Consider the following 18,596-nt stretch of genomic DNA (forward strand, 5'->3'; position numbering starts at 1 on the left):
TATGACTATACAACTTACAGAACAACTCAACCCAGTTAACGACCAGTATTTTATCCTACCCGGACGTTATAATTGGCAGCAATTCAAGGCAATTCAAGCCGTGATGCAAGATGTGCCTGGATTAAAATTAACTTATCTGGATGGGTGTGTGGAGTTCATGACGACAGGTGAAGACCATGAAATGATTAAAAAATTTCTAGCGATTCTCATAGAAGCCTATTTATTTGAAAAGGGGATTCGATTTATACCGATTGGCAATGCAACTCGTGAAGCAGAAACGAAAGGTGCTTCCTTTGCTCCCGATGAGTCTTACTATATTGGCACAAAGAAAGACCATCCTGATCTGGCAATTGAAGTGGCTCTCACCAGTGGCGGAACGGATAAACTCAAAAAGTACAAGCGATTTGAAATTCCTGAAGTTTGGTTTTGGCAAAAGAATAAGATTTTAATCTACCGTTTTCGGCAAAATGACTATGAGCAAGTTGAGCGCAGTGAGTTTCTACCTAACTTGGATTTAGAGTTGCTGGTGCGCTGTGTGTTAATGTCTGATATAGTTGAGGCGAGAATGGCGTTTATTAATGGGATACGAAAGTCGTAATTTCCGGGTTAATCTCATGTTAAATTACCCCCTTTCTCCACGGCGATTGAAATCGCTGCTACACAAACAAAGTCCGCCTGCGCGGACTGGGTTATAAGGGGGGTAGCTAACCCGGATTTATTATGACATTGCGGTTTCCGTGATCACGGTTATGGAATTGCGCTATGGCTTACAACTCAACCCTCAACGCGCCCAGAAAATTGAACCCGTTTTAACGGGTTTTAGCTTTTAGCCCTAACTTTAGTTAAGGGCTTAAGTTAACTACTCTAGCGATACGATTATGGCGCTAAAGCGCAACTACAAGCTTTAAATTCCATGGCTTTTGCCAATCACCCAATGACGACGAAAGAAACGAGCCAGCGCTGATTCTTCTAGGGGTAAGTAAATTGGACGCCCATGGGGACAGGTGCGGGGATGGCGGGTCATTTTCCATTGATTTAATAATGTCTGCATTTGGTCTAAGTTTAAGGGTGTGCCATTGCGAATTGCACTGCGACAAGCTGTGGCAACTTGTGCGTTTTGTAAGTCTCCACCTAAACTGAGTTCTAATAGGGCATCAGCACAGTCATCTCGCTGATGTAGTAGGGCGGGTGCGTTGCGAACAGCCCACATTTGATCACCAAAGGGTTCTATTTCTAAGCCAATCCGTTGCAGTTGTTCGAGTTGAACGGGGGTTAAATGGTTGAGAATTACGGGCGGTTCTAGGGGAACAAGTTGCCAGCGATCGCACAATTGTTCGTACAAGACTCGCTCATGAGCAATATGCTGCTCAATTAACCACATTCCTGTATCATGTTCTGCCAGAATATACATGTTACGTACTTGGGCAACGGCTTTTAATTCCACTAAGCCAATATCCGAAGGATTACGCTCCTGTTTTGGTGACTCATCTAGGTGATAGACACCCTTTTTTGCCGAGGCTGTCAGTAATTTGCCGACACGATGGGATTGAGAGGCGGTGTCAAAATTTTCCGCCCCAATCCGCAAGGCTTGTTCAATGGCTTGGCTAATCTGTTCTTGCCAATAGGAAAGGGAATGCAGATAAATCTCGGCTTTGGCGGGATGACGATTCCAATCAATTTGGCTGGGGCAAATTTGTAGGTGAATAAAACAAATCGGATAGCGATCGCGCGGTAAGGTTTTCGCCATGGCGGTGAGAATCGTCTGTTCCAATTCTGGCGATCGCACTAACCGTCCATTTGTGGCTACTTTAACCCAATCTGGGCGGCGACGGTGACAGCGATCTGGCAATCCTAACACTAAGGAGAGTTTAGAGTGGTAACCCTTCGCTTCGCTCAAGGGCATGGTTTTAGGTAAGTAGGGGCGGGTTTCACTACTATCGTTTTTTGTCACCTTGATGTTACTAAACCCGCCCTCATCTCCCCATCTCCCTGTCTCCCCAGCTTCTCTACTCCCCTCCTCTGGTGTGGGAACATCTAGGGTTAATTGCTGCAAATCATGCACGCGCACTTGTTTGAGGAGTTGCGGGATGATCTGTTGAGCCGTTTGACCTGGACTAATTGTAAACCAGGAGCGATCGCTTTGCTGAACTTGCCAAGTCACCGATGGATGGCAAAGCGCTATATTATGTATCGTGGCTTGGATTATGCGTTGTTGTTGGCTTCTCGACGGTAATCCCTGACGACGCAGACGCCACTTGCCAAATAGATTCGAGACAGTCACCACCGTACCTGGCGCGATCGCAACCGCTTCTGTTTCTTCTGCTTCCCCCTGGGTATTATACGTACAGCGCCATCCCTCAAAACCTGTCAGTCGGCTGCATATCTCTAATTCAGCTAACGCTGCAATACTATGCAAGGCTTCACCGCGAAATCCCAAACTGGTAATCTTGTATAAATCATCGCAACTTTGAATTTTGCTGGTACTGTGTGCTGATGCAGCTTGTTGTAAATCTGTCAAGTCCATACCCGTGCCATTATCTGCCACGCGCACGCGCCACAAATCAAACCATACAGCCACAGCGATGCGTGTCGCCCCAGCATCCAAAGCATTTTCCACCAATTCTCGTACTACAGCGGCTAAGGAATCAATCACCTCGCCAGCCGCAATTAAGTTAACAACCTCCGTCGGTAGGGTTTGAATCGAACCAGTCATAGTTTGCAGTAGGGGCGGGGTTAGCACTGTTGCGTTTCGCTGTTGATGATAACGTTTTCTCAAAACCAGCCCTGTAAACACTGATTTCACGGATTTATAGCAACGGTAGCGGTGGAAACACTGATTTCACAGATTTATAGAAACGGTAGCGGTGGGCTGTCACAGGTTAGTCACACTGATTTCACGGATTTACGGTAGCGGTGGAAACACTGATTTCACAGATTTATCGAAACGGTAGTGGTGGGCTCTCACAGGTTAATCACACTGATTTCACGGATTTACGATAGTGGTGGAGTGTCAGAGGTTAGTCGCACTGATTTCACAGAGGCGTTGTCAATGAACAAAAGATGATTAGATTGTCGGGGAGATTATTAACTTGTCTGTGTTAATCTGTGTCATTTAATCGTGAGACTTCTGGAGAGTGTCATTCAATCTGTGTAATCTGTGTTTCGGAGAAGCTCTAATTTATTTTTTTCTCCCCCTGCTCCCCCTGCTCCCTCTGCTCCCCCTGCTCCCTCTGCTCCCTCTGCTCCCCCTGCTCCCCCTGCTCCCCCTGCTCCCCCTGCTCCCCCTGCTTCCCCTGCTCCCTCTGCTCCCCCAGCTCCCCCAGCTCCCCCAGCTCCCCCAGCTCCCCCTGCTCCCCTTGCTCCCCTTGCTCCCCCAGCTCCCTCTGCTCCCTCTGCTCCCTCTGCTCCCTCTGCTCCCCCAGCTTCCCCAGCTCCCCCTGCTCCCCCATCTCCTAGGGGTAACGTAACTTTAAACGTTGTACCCACACCCACTTCACTGTGAACCGCCAATTTCCCCCCATGTAAATCAACCGATTTTTTGACAATGGATAAACCTAATCCTGTTCCCTGAATATTGCCCACATTTTTAGCCCGATGAAAAGACTCGAAAAGTCGCTTTTGATCCTCTGGAGGAATACCAATTCCTTGGTCTTTAATTTCAAAAAGAACCTCCTGTTTTCGACAGTGACAGTTAAACTGCACGGTAGAACCTGGTGGTGAATACTTTACCGCATTTGTCAGCAAATTGGTCAAAATATGCCGCAGGAGCTTTTCATCCATGCAAGCCTTGCTCACCCTACCCGGATCAACGAATCTGATTTTATGCTGCTTACCGATACCCAGTTCAATGTCTTCAACTAAATCTCTGCATAACTGGTTTAAATTTAAGGGTTGAGGATTAAATTCCAATTTCCCTGATTCCGCTTTGTTGACAATCAACACATCATCTAACAGGGTTGTCATGCGGTTCACTGAGTCTTTAATTCGATTAAAGTGTTTGAGCTTTTTCTCCTCCGCCCAATTACTACTATACTGTTCCAGTAATTCTGTCGAGGAATAAACCGCCGTTAAGGGAACCCGGAATTCATGACTCGTCATGGAAATAAAGCGAGATTTCAGTTCCGTAAGTTCTTTTTCTCGCTCTAGTGCTTGAAGCATTTCCGCTTCCAAAAGTTTACGCTGGGTCAAATCTCGACCGACATAGACGAAATTAAGTGAACCTTCTAGATCAGTTATCAGAGCCGAACAAGAAAACGCTACAGCCACGGTTTCACCCTGTTTAGTCAGGCAATTTAATTCGATGTCCTGAAATGTCGAACTATCCGGTGATAAATGACTTAAGTTATTTAAAAAGTCTTGATTTTTAATAATTTTGGTAATCGGTTGCCCCACTAATTCGTCTATCTTGTATCCAAATAGAGTTTGTGCGGCACGGTTTGCCGTTTTGATGTCTCCTGAAGCTGTAGTGACTAATAGGGTATCAGCCATTGAACTGATAATTTTATCAATATAATTTTTAGAATGAGTTAGCGCACTTAATAACAGATTAGTTTCATTTGATTTTTGAATTAATTTTTGCTGTAACCTCATCTGTTCAGTGACATCCTTAAATAAAAGGATTAAATAATTTTCATTATCATCTTGATAGTGACAAATATGTAAATCAAAATAAAAAGGAGAATCAGTCGCTTTAGCTGTGTGATTCTGATCAGCTCGAACAATCCCTGCTAACTGGAAACTCATCTGCCGTCCTGCCAAAATGTCTATCATCACCCCTTCCATACCGACTAATTCCGGAAAGGCTAAGCGGACATCTTCGCCTAATTTTAAATCTTGAGGAGATTCCGCAAAATTAGGAACACCGTCAGACAACTCTTGAACGAGTAACTCGTGATCAAGGGTGAGATACTCGTAGTCGGGTGCTAATAGTTTTAAGCGGGACGGCATACAAATTCTAAGCCTTTAATATCTGAGCAGCAAGTTGTTGAAAAATTTCATCGACATAAGCACCTGTTTTCGCTGAGGTTTGATAAAGTCCGGCTTCGGGATTCAAGTCTTTATCCTGAACGATTTGAACCAGTTGGTTCAGTTTTTCGGGTTCGACTAAATCCGATTTATTTAAGGCAATGGCAATTTTGCCTTTAGGATTAACCGATAGAAACAGGTTAACGTGTTCATCTAATCGCTCAACGGTTTCCAGGCGGCTGACATCAGCCACGACGATGACACCACTCGCACCCTGTAAGTAACTGGGAGCGATGGATTTAAATTTAGTATGTCCTTCCAAGTCCCAGATGAGCAACTGTAAATTTACGGATTCTAGGGTTTTCCGGGAGATCTTCACACCGACGGTGGATAGATACTGATCGCTAAACTGGCGTTCGACGAAGCGGCGAATTAGGCTGGTTTTGCCTACGCCAAAGTCACCGACGAGACAAATTTTCTTGGATATTTTAGCCATTGGTTATTGGTCATTGGTCATTTGTCATTGGTCATTGGTCATTGGTCATTGGTCATTGGTCATTTGTCATTTGTCATTGGTCATTGGTTCGGGGTAATCCTTCTTACTGTTCCCTGTGACACACCGAGCGAAGTCGAGGTGTTCCCCTTTCCCTTGTCCTCATGTTTAACTTTAATTATGTCCGACTACTTATGCTTTTAACGTGCGATCGCCTCAAATTCGACGAATCGGCTGTACTGATGGGGTTCATCAGCATACACGCCTGTGGGGGGTTTGGTGGTTCCGGACACTTCTAAGCGTCTCGCATCAATTCCTTGACGCACCAGTACCTCAGCCACGGCTTTTGCCCGTTCTAAGGCTAATTCCTGATTTTCTAAGGGTGTACCACTGGGATCACTATGACCAATGACTCGCAGTGACTGGTTGGGGTAATCGTTGAGGAATGCGGTCAAGGCGTCCATTTTGGCTTGTTCTGACGCTTTTAATTCGGCGGAATTGAGATCGAAGTAGATGCGAGAGGCTAAGGCTAGAGGTTGTAGTTGCACGGTGTTGGTTACAGAGTCCACTCCCGGAATTTCTTCTAACGCCTCGGTAATTTTTTGGGCATCTTTGACCTGAATCACACTCCCTTCTACGGTAACTTGACCCTCTTGAAAATTCGTCCAAATTGCTAAACGTTCGGTTTGATTGAGAATAGCGGTGACACGCTCAACCTCGGCGGCGACTTCGACGGGATCGGGGGGAACCTTGATGGCAATGATATCATTGTCTATCTCACCATTGGGTACAGTGGTTTGGGCAATTTGTCCCGCTTTTTCGACGAGATATTGATTCGGTAATTTGCCGGATAGAGTAATCGTATCGCCTTGTGCCTCCACATTTAACCGATAAACAGCCAGTTCTGGATCAGATGCTAAAGCCACAGCGGTTTCTTCCTCAAACTGCTGATTGACACCACTGCGATGCAGATGAATACCCCAAGGAATAAAAATCAGACCCAATACAGCAGCACAAAGGCTTAACAAAGCGACAGGAACTTTACGCGGCGAGGTTTCGGATTTGGGATTAACGATGGTTAATGATTCCAGAAGGGAGGGGATTTGTTCCGGTACATTATCTGGATCACCATCAAATGATTCGATCGCCTTGCCATGGCGAAGAACGATGGTACCCAAAGCCGAGCGCATTTTGTCGATAAATGACTGAGGGGGATCGCCTTGTGTCACTACGGCGAGATAACAGTATCCAGCGACTTCTAAGAGAATGTCACAATGTCCATATTCGATGCGATCCAGTTCTGAGATTTCACCGGATTGCATAATACAATCATTGACAAAACTGCGAATGGCGGTCAGCATCCCCGCCACCATATCTGACTCTAATTGTTGTTTGCCAAAGGGTTGGACTTCCGCAATCACTAATCCTGATGCTTTGTGAATCAGAAACATTGCTTGGATGGTAAACGGCATCGACTCTTTAAATATGAGTTCTGCCTCAGATATTCCCTGGCTTCTCGCCCGAATTTTGCGACTAATTCCCTCCGGACTTAGGGAGTTTTCCACTTTCTGATCAATCGCCCGCATCGCTTCGGACAAATATTTATAGAATGTCCCGCCCATGACTGGATAAAGGGCGTCTACCATCGTATCCCGTTCAATCTCTATTTGTTCTTTAATCGCCGCACTCATTTCCGGGGCAATTGCTCGGGCAAATTCACCGGGGTTGCTGAGAATTTGATAGTTAACGGCAGAGGGAATAATCGGTGCTAAGGCGGAACAGATGCCCTCTTTATCCTCTTTGGTTTTCGCCTCGATCATCTCATCCACAATGGGCGCGATCGCACTTGCCATTTCTTCTCTCGCTTCAGCAATTTTCATGCTTAAAATTTGAGTAATTAATGGCAGCATTAATTTAATTAAGTTACTCGGATCATAAATTTGACTTTCTAAAGAGGAAAATTTTTCTTTGAGCAGTTCAATCCCTTCTTGCGAATCGAGAATATCGGGTGTTAGTAGTAATTTCTGCAATCGTTCAAATTCATCCTCAATATTGGCATCATAAGCGGCGAGGGATTCCTGGCTCTGGTTTTCAGGTATATGTTGAAGCTGATATGAGGATTCGGCTGACTGTTCAAATTCCTCAGTTGTTGACTGATCAGATTCGCTTAACTGGGATGAGTATAGTCCATTTTCTGTTGACTCTAATGGTGATTGATTTAACTCTCCTAGTGCTGTTAAAAGTTGATCGGAAATTAAATGTTTGCTGGAGTCGGTAGATTGTTCAGACACGGTTTCAGGTGAGGTAGGGTTTAACTGAGATTGATGCAAGGGGTTCAAGTTTTGAGTGGAGGATGGAGCAGGAGTTGCATGGTTAAATGATGATTTATTTTCCCCATTTGATAAACCCTCTAATGCTGTTTGAGTCTGCTCTGAATCGAAATTATCTGTGGAATTTGGCTGTGATTCCTCTAGATGAGTTGTACTTTTCACGGGATCTGAAAAACCTTTCTCCAAACCTCTCTCCTGCTCTTGAGAGGGCTTTGAATTTGGGGGGGTTAGGTCTGGCGTTGATTTTTCCAGATGGCGTGAAGAGTCTGCTAGATTAGTAAAATCTGACTTATCGTTGGATTCTGGCGATTGAGGTAAGGTTTCTGGAGGTTCCTCTGTCACAAATGTGTTGGTCGATTTTTTCGGTAAGGAAGGCTCCAACGACTGTTCTGATTTTGACGTTGGAATAGAGGATGAAATTGGGGAATGGGAAATTTGATCTGTTTCTTTGGCGTGAGGATTGATCGATTCATCCTCCAGACTACTCGAATCGGCTTTAATTGTATCTTCCGTTACTTCCAGAGGTTCCACCGGAACGTCTTTACCCGCTTCTACAACTTCCTGTTGTTTTAACTGATCAGTATGAGATTTACCCTGAGTTTCCCCGTTCTTCTGAGCGGAAGACATTTCTGGTGCTGTGGCTTCAGTCGAGTTAGGATCTTGTAAATCCATCAATAAATCCAGCAAGCCTTCTAGCTGGGATATGGCAGATCCCTTTTTTTCTGGTAAAGCCATAATTTGATCCTGCCTTATTCTATATCGGCACCGAGTTTTGTAAATGCCAAATTGAGTCAAAGTTAGCATTTGACCCAATTCTAATCCTATTCATCTAGGACATCCACTACATTGCTAGCTTTGAGCCAACATTTTGCTGAACGTTGGGACTAATAACCAGCCACTTGAGTGAATGACAGCAATTTATTTATCATCCCTTATCTTACTGTGAAAGGGGACCTGCTTCTAAAAGCCGAACATCAACATCCACATCACTACCCGCTGCTTCTTTCAGCTCAGGAGCAAACTCCGTTCCTTTAATTCTTAATCCCAATTCAAACAAAATATCTGCCATATCATCTTTAGCCACTTTGCCATCATTAATTAGGGAAAAGCGCCGTTCGAGTTCTTCAAAAACATACGATCTCAGGCTTCTAATATCTTCTTGGAGTTTTTCGCGAGTTTCTGAGAGTTCGTTATGCAAATTATTAGTTTGTTTTTCTAAACTATTATCCAGGGATTCCAGATTTCCGGAAAACTTTTTGTTGACCATATCGATGGTTTGCCGAATCTCTGAATTGTCGTTTTGAACCGTCATATTCAACGACTTCAGTTTTTTCTCCAGGGAATCTACGGCGGCTCGTAGCTCTGTCGCATAGACAGTCTTGGTTTGCTCGATGCGATCGCGCATTTCTTGCTGGATCAATGCCAGGTTCGATTCAATTTTGTCAATTCGGCTATCGTACTCTCGGAGTTGAGCGCCGAAGATGATATCTCGGATCTGGTCAATATTGCCCAAGCGCTCGCGCATTTGTTCTTTACTGATTTCTGCCATACTTTTCCCTCTCACTGGGTTAAACGTCTGGTTGGCTCAACTTGATAGGTTGGTGGTAAATATCCTCCGATCAGGGGGTGACACTACTATAACACTGCTGTTGGCGCTAAAAGATAAGTCAGAATCTTTCAAGTTAGAGTCTTTCCCACCGAGTCAGTTGTTGGATTGATGCACTGTTTTATTGCCGTCCCTATTTTTATCGAGTTTACCGATTGTTTTCTTAGATTACCAATTCAGCTAGAAATACTTGACAAATTTAGCTTGATGTGAGAATAAGGGGTACGACATGTCGTACCCCTACGGATGGTGTATTTTAGTGGATCAATTTCGAGTGACTACGGTTGTGCCGAAGATAAGGGTACATCAACAGGCGTATTCTGAGATGCGAGTGACTCACCCACCAGATTGCTAAGTCCCGCCGCGTTCAACAGCTTGACCCACTGATTCGCCACCTCCGAATCACTCGGATAATTGCGGCGCAGTTCAATAAGCTGTGCTAGAGTATCTTGCCACAGTTGTGCTTCAGCATAGAGTTCCACTTTTTTTGTCGGGGATGCCTGCGCTAACTGAGTTTCTAGGGTAGGAGCGATCGCTACCCGTCTTACCCATCCTTCAACCACCAGATCATTAGAGCGTTCGTCCTCAGGCGGACAGAGAATCGAGAACGTCCAACGATAATCCTCACCCACCGCCAAGGGTGATAAGCTAACGTCCTGAGGTAGATTTAATGTGATGATTCCTGACTTGCCATTGGTACGGAATCGGCTTTGATAAACAAGATTTCCCTCACTATCCTCCAGAACAAACTCCACAGGTAAGGGTGTACTGGGATCGGGTGAGGCTGGTAGGTAGACAAAAAAGCTGGGATAAGCCGCAACCGTTGTACCAAAGCGATCGCTTGGCATTAAAGCCGTTAACGGTTTACCGACAACAGGGCAATTAACTCCAGAACTTCGGGTTGCTCCTCCTTCGACACGATTCGCCGAGCCAATTCCCCTTGGCGGTTCATATTTGTTAGTTGTCCAGGTTTGGGGGATTCCCTGAGCCTGGAGAATTTGGGGGCTGTGGATCAGGGCAAACCCTGCGGCAAATAGCGCCAGTTTGACCCCAACAGCCAAAGAAAATCGATAAAAAGGACGTCGCTTATGTACCATGACAGTGACTCAGTGATTAGTTCGGATTGGTTCTGGCACCCTGAGCTACTGGTTCTTCGACAATTTGCTCGAGTTCGACTGAACGGAGCAATTGGCTCCACGCCGCCTTCAAACCCTGATCATTGGGGCGAGCGCGACGTAGTTCCACTAAGGTATTCAACGTTTCATACCAAAGTCGCTCACTGGCGTAGATAGCCACTCGCTGTTCCGGCGTTGCTTGTTGGATGCGGCGTACCAGATTGGGATCAGGTTCCACGCGCTCGAACGCACCATCGACATATACATCACCGGATGGTTCTTGAGTATTACAAATCAGTCTTAACGTCCACTTATATGTCTGATCAGTCTCTGGAGGAAGGACACTACTTTCTAAGTTAGGCAACGTTAAGTTCATAATACCGGGAGCGCCGACAACATATTGTTTGTCATCTCCCTGAGAATCTTGTCCGGTGTAATGGGCGAAAGCATACTTCGTCGCATAAATTTCCTCACCCTTGGCATTACGTACCGTCAACTCTACTCCCCAAGCTGTGTTTTCCGGTAGATACCAAGAGAGAGTAGGATACTCAGCGATGGTTTTGCCAACACCAGACTCAGGAACCAATGCGATCGGAACTTGACCGGGTTTAGGGTTTGCAATACAAGGTCCTCTTGTACCACCACCTTCTCTATTACCTGGAATTGCTGGACCTTGACTGTCTGGCGGCGTGAATTCCCATTCTGTGGGGATATCACGGCTGAGGGGTGAACCCCCTAACTGGGCTTGTACCCCAGCGGGAACATTAGCCACAAGTCCTAGGGTTAGCGCTAAAGCGACTGTAAAACGGGATGAATGGGTAAACCAAGCCATAATAATTTAGAACTCCTTCTTAATCAGAGTCTTTCAAAGTTTTTGGAAAAATCTGTCTGAGCAGACACTTAACCTTCCTACAAGAGGGATGATCATTGCAGAATTGTCAGGGTTCTCGCCGAATAATTTGCCTGAATAGTTCTATTCTAGCTTGAGATAGGGAGTGAACTGAAACCTGGGATTGCACTTTTATCTGAATCTTTATGTTAGTTTTTCCCTATCTTTGCATTGGTTGTTTTATTCAATAGAACTAGCTCCTGAGTTAGACAACGATTCAGTTAAAGCAGCACTCCTATCTGGATTTAATTGCTCAGAAAGACTTTGTAAGCCAACTGAGTGCAATAACTTGTTCCACGCGGTTTGCACGTTGCGATCATTGGGAAAATCCTGATGGAGTTCTACCAAGGTGTCTAACGTGTCATACCAGAGCAATTCCTGGGCATAGAGTGCCACTCGTTCTTGAGGAGTTGCCTGTTGAGTCCGCATTTTTAGCGTTAGACTCGGTTCAACTCGCTTAATCCCACCGCCCACAACCATATCTGCTGAACGATCCAGGGGATTGCAAACCAATGCTAATTGCCAGTAATAGAGCTGATTCGTTTTCAGGGGAGCAAGATTAGCAGAAGTAGGAATCGCTAAACTCATAATTCTCGGCATCTGTATTTCCCCTGTCGCCGACTGCTCCAAGGAATACTTAACCCGGTAAATTTCTTCATCATTAGCATTGTTCAGTACAAACTCGACTGCCGATGCTGTTGTTGATGGCATATACCAGAATAATTTGGGATATTCCTCTAGGGTTTTGCCGATCAATGATTCTGGAACTAGGGCAATTAGTGATTGATTATTCGGCGTACAATTCTCTGGACCTCGCGTTCCACCAGCTTCTCGATTCACGGGAATCGGCTTTTGCGTTGAACCTTCTGGAGTTCTGAATTCCCACTGAGTCGGTAGTTCAGCACCCAGAGAGGTAGTCCTAATCGGGGTTGGCACTTGAGCGACTAGCTTGGTGGCTAGTCCTAGCATCAAAGCTATGGTTAAGAATGTTAGGTGTGATAAGCGGGTGAAACAAGCCATAATTCAGATATATGCTCGTAGAACCGAGTCTTTAGTATATAGATGTTAGAGCAGAAGCCAAGGTTCCAGACCCAGGTTAGTTTCTGTCAGACATAATCACCTTTTTGGCTCAGGCAAGCATCTACCTTAAGGGAAATGTTGCTGAATTAAGAGTTTGTCGTAAACGCTGCAAGTCATGCTAGCTCACTTTTAGTCTGACTACGACCCCTGGTTATATCAGTACCATTGTCTTAAGTTGTTAATATTTTAACGTTAGACATGGGTAATCCCGGAACGTTGTTTCCACTCTTATCTAAATCTTCATCACTATTAAAGCCAATTCCTGATTTCCATGCTTCTATCGCCTGAAAATTTAAATCTTTTGTAAAGATATAGCTATTCTCACTTGAGTGAAATACATGAATTCCTGGGAGATGGGGAATTCGCCCTTGTCCTCCAAGGCGGTAAGTCCAAGGGCGCTGCCCTAGAAGCAGGGGGAACAGAAATTAGAGCTTAGCCGAGTAGAATCATATCTAACCCGACAGACTTTAGTAGTTTGTCCCAAGCCGCAATCACAGCCGGATCATTCGGGCGATCGCGCTGGAGTTTCACCAACGTCCCTAATGCTTCATACCACAGTCGTTCCTTTGCGTAAAGTACCACACGCTCCTCAGGTGGTGCTTGCTGTAAGCGACGGCTTAGGGTAGGGTCAATTGACACTCGCCGGATTGTGCCTGCCATATAAACATCACCGGATAGATCATTGGGGTTACAGATTATTCTTACAGTCCAGTCATACTTCTGATCCTCTTTCAGTGGCAGAGAGCTACCCGTTAATCTCGGTATGGTTAAACTGAGTATACCGGGCGTGCCAACGACCAATTGGTCATCTTGTCCCTGATAATCGTTGGAGGTGCCACGGGCAAAGGCATACTTGGTCGAGTAAATTTCCCGATTATCACTATCTGTTAACTTAAACTCCATGCCCCAAGCCCTTGTCCGGGGTAGATACCAAAAGATAGTGGGATACTCCGCCAGTGTTTGTCCCATACCAGACGCGGGTACTAAGGCAATGGGATAACTGCTGAGGCAACCCGCAAACGGTAAATTGCTGCTATCTTGTAGACCTGAATCACCAGAATTAGGCAGTGGCGCGGATTCCCATTGATCAGGTAACTGAGAACTGATCGAGGCATTGCTTAACTGCGCTTGTACCCGAACTGGCTCTTTCAGGCTCAACCCCACGATTAACAGCAATGTTACTAAAACGGTTATGGCTAGTTTGTGTGGAAAAAAACGGATGAGTTTCATAATAAATACATACAAAACTATTTTTGTCAATAAAATTATTGAATGAAAACGGCTACCCAATAACAACCAATGTTCAAAGGTGCGATCGCACATTTAAAATATTGCAGATGCACACCCGGAGCATCCGCCTAAATGAGAAGGGTATTGACACCACCTGAGTATAGATGGCGACGCTGAAATCTAAATCTTGATATAGACTGATCATGATTCCTAATCCTGATTCCTCTGTGTCACCTAAATTGAAATCGTTCCACACCATTCGACCGATTGGGGCGGCTGCCCTACAGGGTATTGCTTTTTGGGGAGAAAAATTGATTGCCATCGATACCACGAGTGGCTATCTGTTGCAAATCAACCCCCAAACTGACGATACCAAAATTTTGAATTCCTCGCCGGATCTCGATTTTGCCGATGCGACGGGTTTAGCCGTCGTGGGGGATACGCTGTGGTTGACGCGGAAAGAAAGTGTATACTATTGCCAACTCAACGGCGATCTTCAGCTTCAGCATTTCCTGACATTACCCTACACCGCCAATGGTGTTGCACTCAAGGACTCGACGGTCTATATCACCTGTCAAAAAATGGGGTATATTCTGATTTACAGTCGGGATACTGGGCAGGAGATTACCCGCTTATATGCCCCAGGAATTGGCATGGAGAACATTACGGTGCGGGATGAGGAACTTTGGCTCTCGGATCAGGAAGAACAGACGGTCTATTGTCTTGATCGCGCCACAGGAAACATTATCTTCAGCGTCTTAACTCCTTTTGAGAATCCCACGGGTTTAACCTTCTACCGAAACCCACAAACAAATCAGGAGATTCTCTATGTCGCCTATGCAAGCGAAGAACCCTACATCCGCGATAATCCCAACGCTCAACCCAACCACGAACTACAGTATCGCGATCGCACGTTTATTCATCCCCTCTCCTTTCACTACAATGCCGAGGAACGCTATGCCCTCTCCAATGGCTATTTAATAGAAATGTCTTACGTCGAGGAACTGTCCCCCCTAGAGGACGTAGCCCTTCAGGACGTAGAATGGCGCATCGCCTTACCCTCAGAAACCGCACGCCAAAAAATCCGCGCCATTGAAGCCGTTGGGATTCCCTTCACCGAAGAAATCCAAGGCAATCAGCGGGTAGCGGTGTTTAAATTTGATCACCTCGCCCCCGGAGAACGGCATTTATTTGGCTGGAAGGCGCTTCTAGAAGTTTGGAGTATCAAATATCGGATTACACCCAGAGATTTAGAAAATACGCCAGAATTGCCACTTGAATACAAATCCCGCTACTTGGTGGATGATGACGAGTTAGCCATGGATACCGAAATCATCCGCCGCGCCGCCCTTGACGCTGCGGGTCGAGAAACGAATTTATTGCGACAAATGTATAGTATTCGCAATTATGTCTATGACCAACTCGCTTACGGAATCAAACCCCATATCGATACCCCAGATGTGGTGTTAGCGCGAGGAATTGGTTCCTGTGGGGAGTATCTCGGTGTCTTATTAGCCCTATCCCGTCTCAGTGGAATTGCCTGTCGTACCGTTGGTCGTTACAAATGTCCCGCCCATCCCGATCAACGAGACATTCCCTTACAACCTGATTTTAATCATGTTTGGATGGAATTTTACTTACCAGGATTTGGTTGGGTTCCCATGGAATCTAATCCCGATGATACTCGCGAAGGTGGACCTTACCCGACTCGATTTTTTATGGGACTGGCTTGGTATCATGTAGAAATTGGGAAAGGAATTACGTTTGAAACCCTGACCAGTAAAGGTGTTCCAGTTAACAAGGAAGAGGTTTCTATTGGGGATCTAGCGATTAATCATGTCCGGTTCAAAATTCTCGAAGAATTACCACCTCCGGGGGAATAGTTTTTCCGAATGTAGGGGCGGGTTTCACATAGCACTTCTCGATTGGGTGTAATACACCTTGGTAGAGACAGGGTGGGGTGTGGGGTTTAGGGTGTAGTGCTTTCAAATGAAAACCGCTATATTATCATTTTGAGTTCACCTTGATGTAACTAAATCCGCCCCGACTGAACCTTCGATGCACTCAAGGACATGGTTTTGATGCCCTGTTTTTTACGAATGACAAATGACAAATGACGAATGACGAATGACAAATGACGAATATGAACGTTATTCCAGCTATTGATTTACTCGAAGGTCGCTGTGTACGGTTATACCAAGGCGACTATGCGCGATCGCAAGTTTATAGTGAAAACCCAGTGGAGGTGGCGAAACAATGGGTTGACCAAGGGGCGAGTCGGTTACATCTGGTGGATTTAGATGGGGCGAAAGCAGGTCATCCGGTTAATACCAAAACCATCGAAGCCATTGTCCAAGCGGTATCGGTTCCCGTAGAAGTTGGGGGAGGATTGCGCGACAAGGAAGGGGTTAGTCAACTGCTTTCTCTTGGGGTTCAGTATGCGATTCTGGGAACAGCTGCGGTTGAAGATCATCCTTTAGTCGAACACCTGTGTTCTGAGTTTCCCGATCGCATTATTGTTGGTATTGATGCGCGAAATGGACAAGTCGCCACAAGGGGATGGCTAGAAACCTCAGAAATTACCGCCACTCAATTGGCACAGCAAATGGCGAATTTGGGTGTATCGGCAATTATTTATACAGACATTCACCGGGATGGTACACTCACCGGACCCAACCGCGACGCCCTGCGAGAATTAGCCAGCCATGTCTCGGTTCCGGTTATTGCTTCTGGGGGTGTCAGTTCGATTACAGACTTATTGAGTTTACTGGCGTTGGAACCCCTAGGCGTGATCGGTGCGATCGTGGGTCGCGCCCTGTATACGGGCGATGTTTCCCTCAAAGAAGCCATCCAAGCGGTGGGACAAGGACGCCTTCAGGATATTCCCCCCGACTTGGGATCATCTTCATTCGCGTGATATCCTCCGACGATGAATCAAAGATTACATCGTCAGGTTCCCAACCTCACGATTGGGCATTGCTCCCCTACGCTAGTTATCTAGACACATATAAGTACACACGCCATTTAGGGTAAGGGCACGATAATATCGTGCCCCTACAGGTAGCTCTCAAACTTCTCATTAGTTACAGGAAACAGGGAAATCAGGATCAAGGTGGCGGTTGCCAGGGCAAATAGGAAACAATAGATCAGGAGAAACCATTTTTTCCTAACTGAACCCTGACTCCTCAATAAATGATCCCAGATGTCTGCCAAAGTTATCCTCACAGTCATCACAGGAAGTCTCAAAGGTGAGAACTTTGAATTTTGCGATCGCACGACTTGTATTCTAGGTCGCGCCAAAGATTGCAATCCCCGACTCCCTAATGATCGGTATCACAAGACTATCTCGCGCTATCACTGTTTGCTGGATATCAATCCTCCCGATATCCGTATCCGTGACTTCGGTAGTCTCCATGGCACCTACGTTAATGGTAAAATTATCGGCAAACGCCATCGATATCAAACGCCAACCGAAGGGGCTAGGATACAGTTTCCAGAGTACGACTTAAAGAATGGCGACGAAATCAAGCTTCGCCATACTGTATTGCGCGTCAAGATTGAAGGGGTAAACCACAGTGATGTGAACTCCTCTGAATCACAAACAATTGGTGTTGATCCGAGTGAGAAACCTCTCTTACCCCGTGAAAGTAGGTTAAAAAGCGCTTCGACGACGTTAGGGTGTGACTCTTATCTACCTAAGATTCGTGGCTACACAACGCTGAAACGATTAGGTCAAGGGGGATTAGGAACCGTCTATTTAGCCCATCATGACCAAACCGAGGAATTAGTCGCCCTCAAAATCATGCGATCGCACAACAGGCGTCCGAGTGATGCAATCAGGCAATTCCTGATGGAGGTTGACAAAACCAAAGCCTTACAACACCCTAATATTGTTCGACTCCGGGAATTGGGTTACGACCAGGATTCCTTTTTTTTTACTATGGATTATTGTAATGGTGGCAGTGTTCTGGACTTAATGCAGCAACGCGGCGGCAAATTATCGGTCAATGAAGCCATGTCGATTACGCTGCAAGTCTTGGATGGATTAGACTATGCCCATTCTATCCAGAGTCCTGTTACCCTCGCCAAGAAGGGTAACACTCAAGTGCAGGGATTAGTACACCGTGATCTGAAACCGGGGAATATCTTTCTTGCCAATTTAGGATTAGGGCGTCTTGCCAAAGTTGCTGATTATGGATTAGTCAAGGCGTTTGATTTGGCGGGATTAAGTGGGTTGTCTCGCAGTGGTCAATATGCGGGGAGTCCTGCTTTTATGCCTCGACAACAAGTCCTTGACTTTAAATATGCTAAACCCGATGTTGATATTTGGGCAATAGCGGCGTGTTTGTACTATATGTTAACGGGCAGATTACCTCGCGATTTTGGTAACCAAGACCCATTCTGGGTTGTATTGCAAAACAAACCTGTACCGATTCGCCAACGAGATGCTGGAATTCCCAAGGGACTAGCGGAGGTGATTGATTTAGCGCTTACCGATAATCCTCAGATCTATTTTAAGAGTGCAGCCGCTTTTAAACGGGCGTTGGAAAATGAATTATAAGTTATAAGGTAGGGCTTGCTGAATAAGTCGGAGAAAAATAACCGATGGACTAATTAGTTGTTTAACTGTTAAGCAATATAAATATTTCCGGCTTTATTTCCTCTTAATGATAAGGTTTGATCATAATTAAAGGCTGAAAAATACCTGATTGTGGAAAGAAACAAAAAAAGACACAAATTCAACCGGAGTTTTCGGTTTTTTATTGGCTTTCCCCTTGACGGATTCATACAGGTCGTCTATTATTTCTTCACTGGCGACTCTGGCTTGGTTTAATAACCCTAAATCATTCGGATACTTTATATCTGATGGTACCACCGTTCCATCAGA

At 45.5% G+C, this 18,596-nt stretch carries 15 protein-coding genes and 1 pseudogene; 5 read left to right on the forward strand and 11 right to left on the reverse strand.

Annotated elements, in window-relative coordinates:
- The first annotated feature begins 1 nt into the window (after nt 1).
- Together RIC07_RS02285 and RIC07_RS02290 are read left to right on the forward strand one after the other, a co-directional pair.
- Nucleotides 2-598, forward strand: a complete 597-nt coding sequence (locus RIC07_RS02285) for a Uma2 family endonuclease (RefSeq protein WP_446393098.1) — start codon at nt 2-4, stop codon at nt 596-598.
- Between the two features lie 124 nt (nt 599-722).
- Nucleotides 723-821 (forward strand): annotated as a pseudogene (locus RIC07_RS02290) (type II toxin-antitoxin system VapC family toxin); the annotation flags it as partial.
- Nucleotides 822-904: 83 nt separating this feature from the next.
- On the opposite strand, the gene mutL reads toward RIC07_RS02290, so the two are convergent.
- The 10 genes from mutL to RIC07_RS02340 form a co-directional block, all read right to left on the reverse strand.
- Entirely contained in the window at nt 905-2,713 is a 1,809-nt protein-coding gene (gene mutL / locus RIC07_RS02295; RefSeq protein ID WP_446393099.1) for a DNA mismatch repair endonuclease MutL, read from the reverse strand.
- 428 nt (nt 2,714-3,141) lie between these two features.
- On the reverse strand, nt 3,142-4,947 hold the full coding sequence (locus RIC07_RS02300; RefSeq protein WP_446393100.1) for a PAS domain-containing sensor histidine kinase: 1,806 nt from the start codon (nt 4,945-4,947) through the stop codon (nt 3,142-3,144).
- A gap of 7 nt (nt 4,948-4,954) precedes the next feature.
- On the reverse strand, nt 4,955-5,461 hold the full coding sequence (locus RIC07_RS02305) for a Rab family GTPase (RefSeq protein WP_446393101.1): 507 nt from the start codon (nt 5,459-5,461) through the stop codon (nt 4,955-4,957).
- A 197-nt stretch (nt 5,462-5,658) separates the two neighbouring features.
- Nucleotides 5,659-8,523: an OmpA family protein gene (locus RIC07_RS02310; RefSeq protein ID WP_446393102.1), complete on the reverse strand. Its 2,865-nt coding sequence runs from the start codon at nt 8,521-8,523 to the stop codon at nt 5,659-5,661.
- A gap of 202 nt (nt 8,524-8,725) precedes the next feature.
- Nucleotides 8,726-9,337, reverse strand: a complete 612-nt coding sequence (locus tag RIC07_RS02315) for a hypothetical protein (protein ID WP_446388341.1) — start codon at nt 9,335-9,337, stop codon at nt 8,726-8,728.
- A 335-nt stretch (nt 9,338-9,672) separates the two neighbouring features.
- Nucleotides 9,673-10,491, reverse strand: coding sequence for a DUF928 domain-containing protein (locus tag RIC07_RS02320; protein WP_446393103.1), 819 nt, complete (start codon nt 10,489-10,491; stop codon nt 9,673-9,675).
- Between the two features lie 16 nt (nt 10,492-10,507).
- Nucleotides 10,508-11,341, reverse strand: a complete 834-nt coding sequence (locus RIC07_RS02325; protein WP_446393104.1) for a DUF928 domain-containing protein — start codon at nt 11,339-11,341, stop codon at nt 10,508-10,510.
- 237 nt (nt 11,342-11,578) lie between these two features.
- Nucleotides 11,579-12,418, reverse strand: coding sequence for a DUF928 domain-containing protein (locus RIC07_RS02330; RefSeq protein ID WP_446393105.1), 840 nt, complete (start codon nt 12,416-12,418; stop codon nt 11,579-11,581).
- Nucleotides 12,419-12,910: 492 nt separating this feature from the next.
- Nucleotides 12,911-13,708 (reverse strand): DUF928 domain-containing protein, encoded by a 798-nt coding sequence (locus tag RIC07_RS02335; RefSeq protein WP_446393106.1) that lies wholly within the window; start codon nt 13,706-13,708, stop codon nt 12,911-12,913.
- Between the two features lie 73 nt (nt 13,709-13,781).
- A complete protein-coding gene (locus RIC07_RS02340; protein ID WP_446393107.1) occupies nt 13,782-13,913 on the reverse strand; it encodes a hypothetical protein in 132 nt (43 codons plus the stop codon).
- Between RIC07_RS02340 and RIC07_RS02345 the strand changes: the two genes are divergently transcribed.
- From RIC07_RS02345 to RIC07_RS02355, 3 genes are all read left to right on the forward strand, one after another.
- On the forward strand, nt 13,912-15,591 hold the full coding sequence (locus RIC07_RS02345; RefSeq protein ID WP_446393108.1) for a transglutaminase domain-containing protein: 1,680 nt from the start codon (nt 13,912-13,914) through the stop codon (nt 15,589-15,591). The two genes, RIC07_RS02340 and RIC07_RS02345, sit on opposite strands and share 2 nt — an antisense overlap.
- A 260-nt stretch (nt 15,592-15,851) precedes the next feature.
- Entirely contained in the window at nt 15,852-16,625 is a 774-nt protein-coding gene (gene hisA, locus RIC07_RS02350) for a 1-(5-phosphoribosyl)-5-[(5-phosphoribosylamino)methylideneamino]imidazole-4-carboxamide isomerase (protein WP_446393110.1), read from the forward strand.
- Nucleotides 16,626-16,910: 285 nt separating this feature from the next.
- On the forward strand, nt 16,911-18,269 hold the full coding sequence (locus RIC07_RS02355) for a protein kinase domain-containing protein (protein ID WP_446393109.1): 1,359 nt from the start codon (nt 16,911-16,913) through the stop codon (nt 18,267-18,269).
- Between the two features lie 126 nt (nt 18,270-18,395).
- Here the strand turns inward: RIC07_RS02355 and RIC07_RS02360 are convergent.
- On the reverse strand, nt 18,396-18,596 hold a 201-nt coding region (locus tag RIC07_RS02360; protein ID WP_446393111.1), incomplete at its 5' end, for a hypothetical protein.

Source organism: Coleofasciculus sp. E1-EBD-02 (assembly GCF_040218245.1).
Classification (GTDB): Bacteria; Cyanobacteriota; Cyanobacteriia; order Cyanobacteriales; family Coleofasciculaceae; genus Coleofasciculus.

Excerpts from the sequence above, each read along its gene's own strand:
- RIC07_RS02355 (WP_446393109.1), top strand. The coding sequence starts at position 16,911 with ATGTCTGCCAAAGTTATCCTCACAGTCATCACAGGAAGTCTCAAAGGT.
- RIC07_RS02340 (WP_446393107.1), bottom strand. The coding sequence starts at position 13,913 with ATGATCAGTCTATATCAAGATTTAGATTTCAGCGTCGCCATCTATACT.
- RIC07_RS02330 (WP_446393105.1), bottom strand. The coding sequence starts at position 12,418 with ATGGCTTGTTTCACCCGCTTATCACACCTAACATTCTTAACCATAGCT.
- RIC07_RS02310 (WP_446393102.1), bottom strand. The coding sequence starts at position 8,523 with ATGGCTTTACCAGAAAAAAAGGGATCTGCCATATCCCAGCTAGAAGGC.
- RIC07_RS02315 (WP_446388341.1), bottom strand. The coding sequence starts at position 9,337 with ATGGCAGAAATCAGTAAAGAACAAATGCGCGAGCGCTTGGGCAATATT.
- RIC07_RS02325 (WP_446393104.1), bottom strand. The coding sequence starts at position 11,341 with ATGGCTTGGTTTACCCATTCATCCCGTTTTACAGTCGCTTTAGCGCTA.
- hisA (WP_446393110.1), top strand. The coding sequence starts at position 15,852 with ATGAACGTTATTCCAGCTATTGATTTACTCGAAGGTCGCTGTGTACGG.
- RIC07_RS02345 (WP_446393108.1), top strand. The coding sequence starts at position 13,912 with ATGATTCCTAATCCTGATTCCTCTGTGTCACCTAAATTGAAATCGTTC.
- RIC07_RS02320 (WP_446393103.1), bottom strand. The coding sequence starts at position 10,491 with ATGGTACATAAGCGACGTCCTTTTTATCGATTTTCTTTGGCTGTTGGG.
- mutL (WP_446393099.1), bottom strand. The coding sequence starts at position 2,713 with ATGACTGGTTCGATTCAAACCCTACCGACGGAGGTTGTTAACTTAATT.
- RIC07_RS02305 (WP_446393101.1), bottom strand. The coding sequence starts at position 5,461 with ATGGCTAAAATATCCAAGAAAATTTGTCTCGTCGGTGACTTTGGCGTA.
- RIC07_RS02285 (WP_446393098.1), top strand. The coding sequence starts at position 2 with ATGACTATACAACTTACAGAACAACTCAACCCAGTTAACGACCAGTAT.
- RIC07_RS02300 (WP_446393100.1), bottom strand. The coding sequence starts at position 4,947 with ATGCCGTCCCGCTTAAAACTATTAGCACCCGACTACGAGTATCTCACC.
- RIC07_RS02335 (WP_446393106.1), bottom strand. The coding sequence starts at position 13,708 with ATGAAACTCATCCGTTTTTTTCCACACAAACTAGCCATAACCGTTTTA.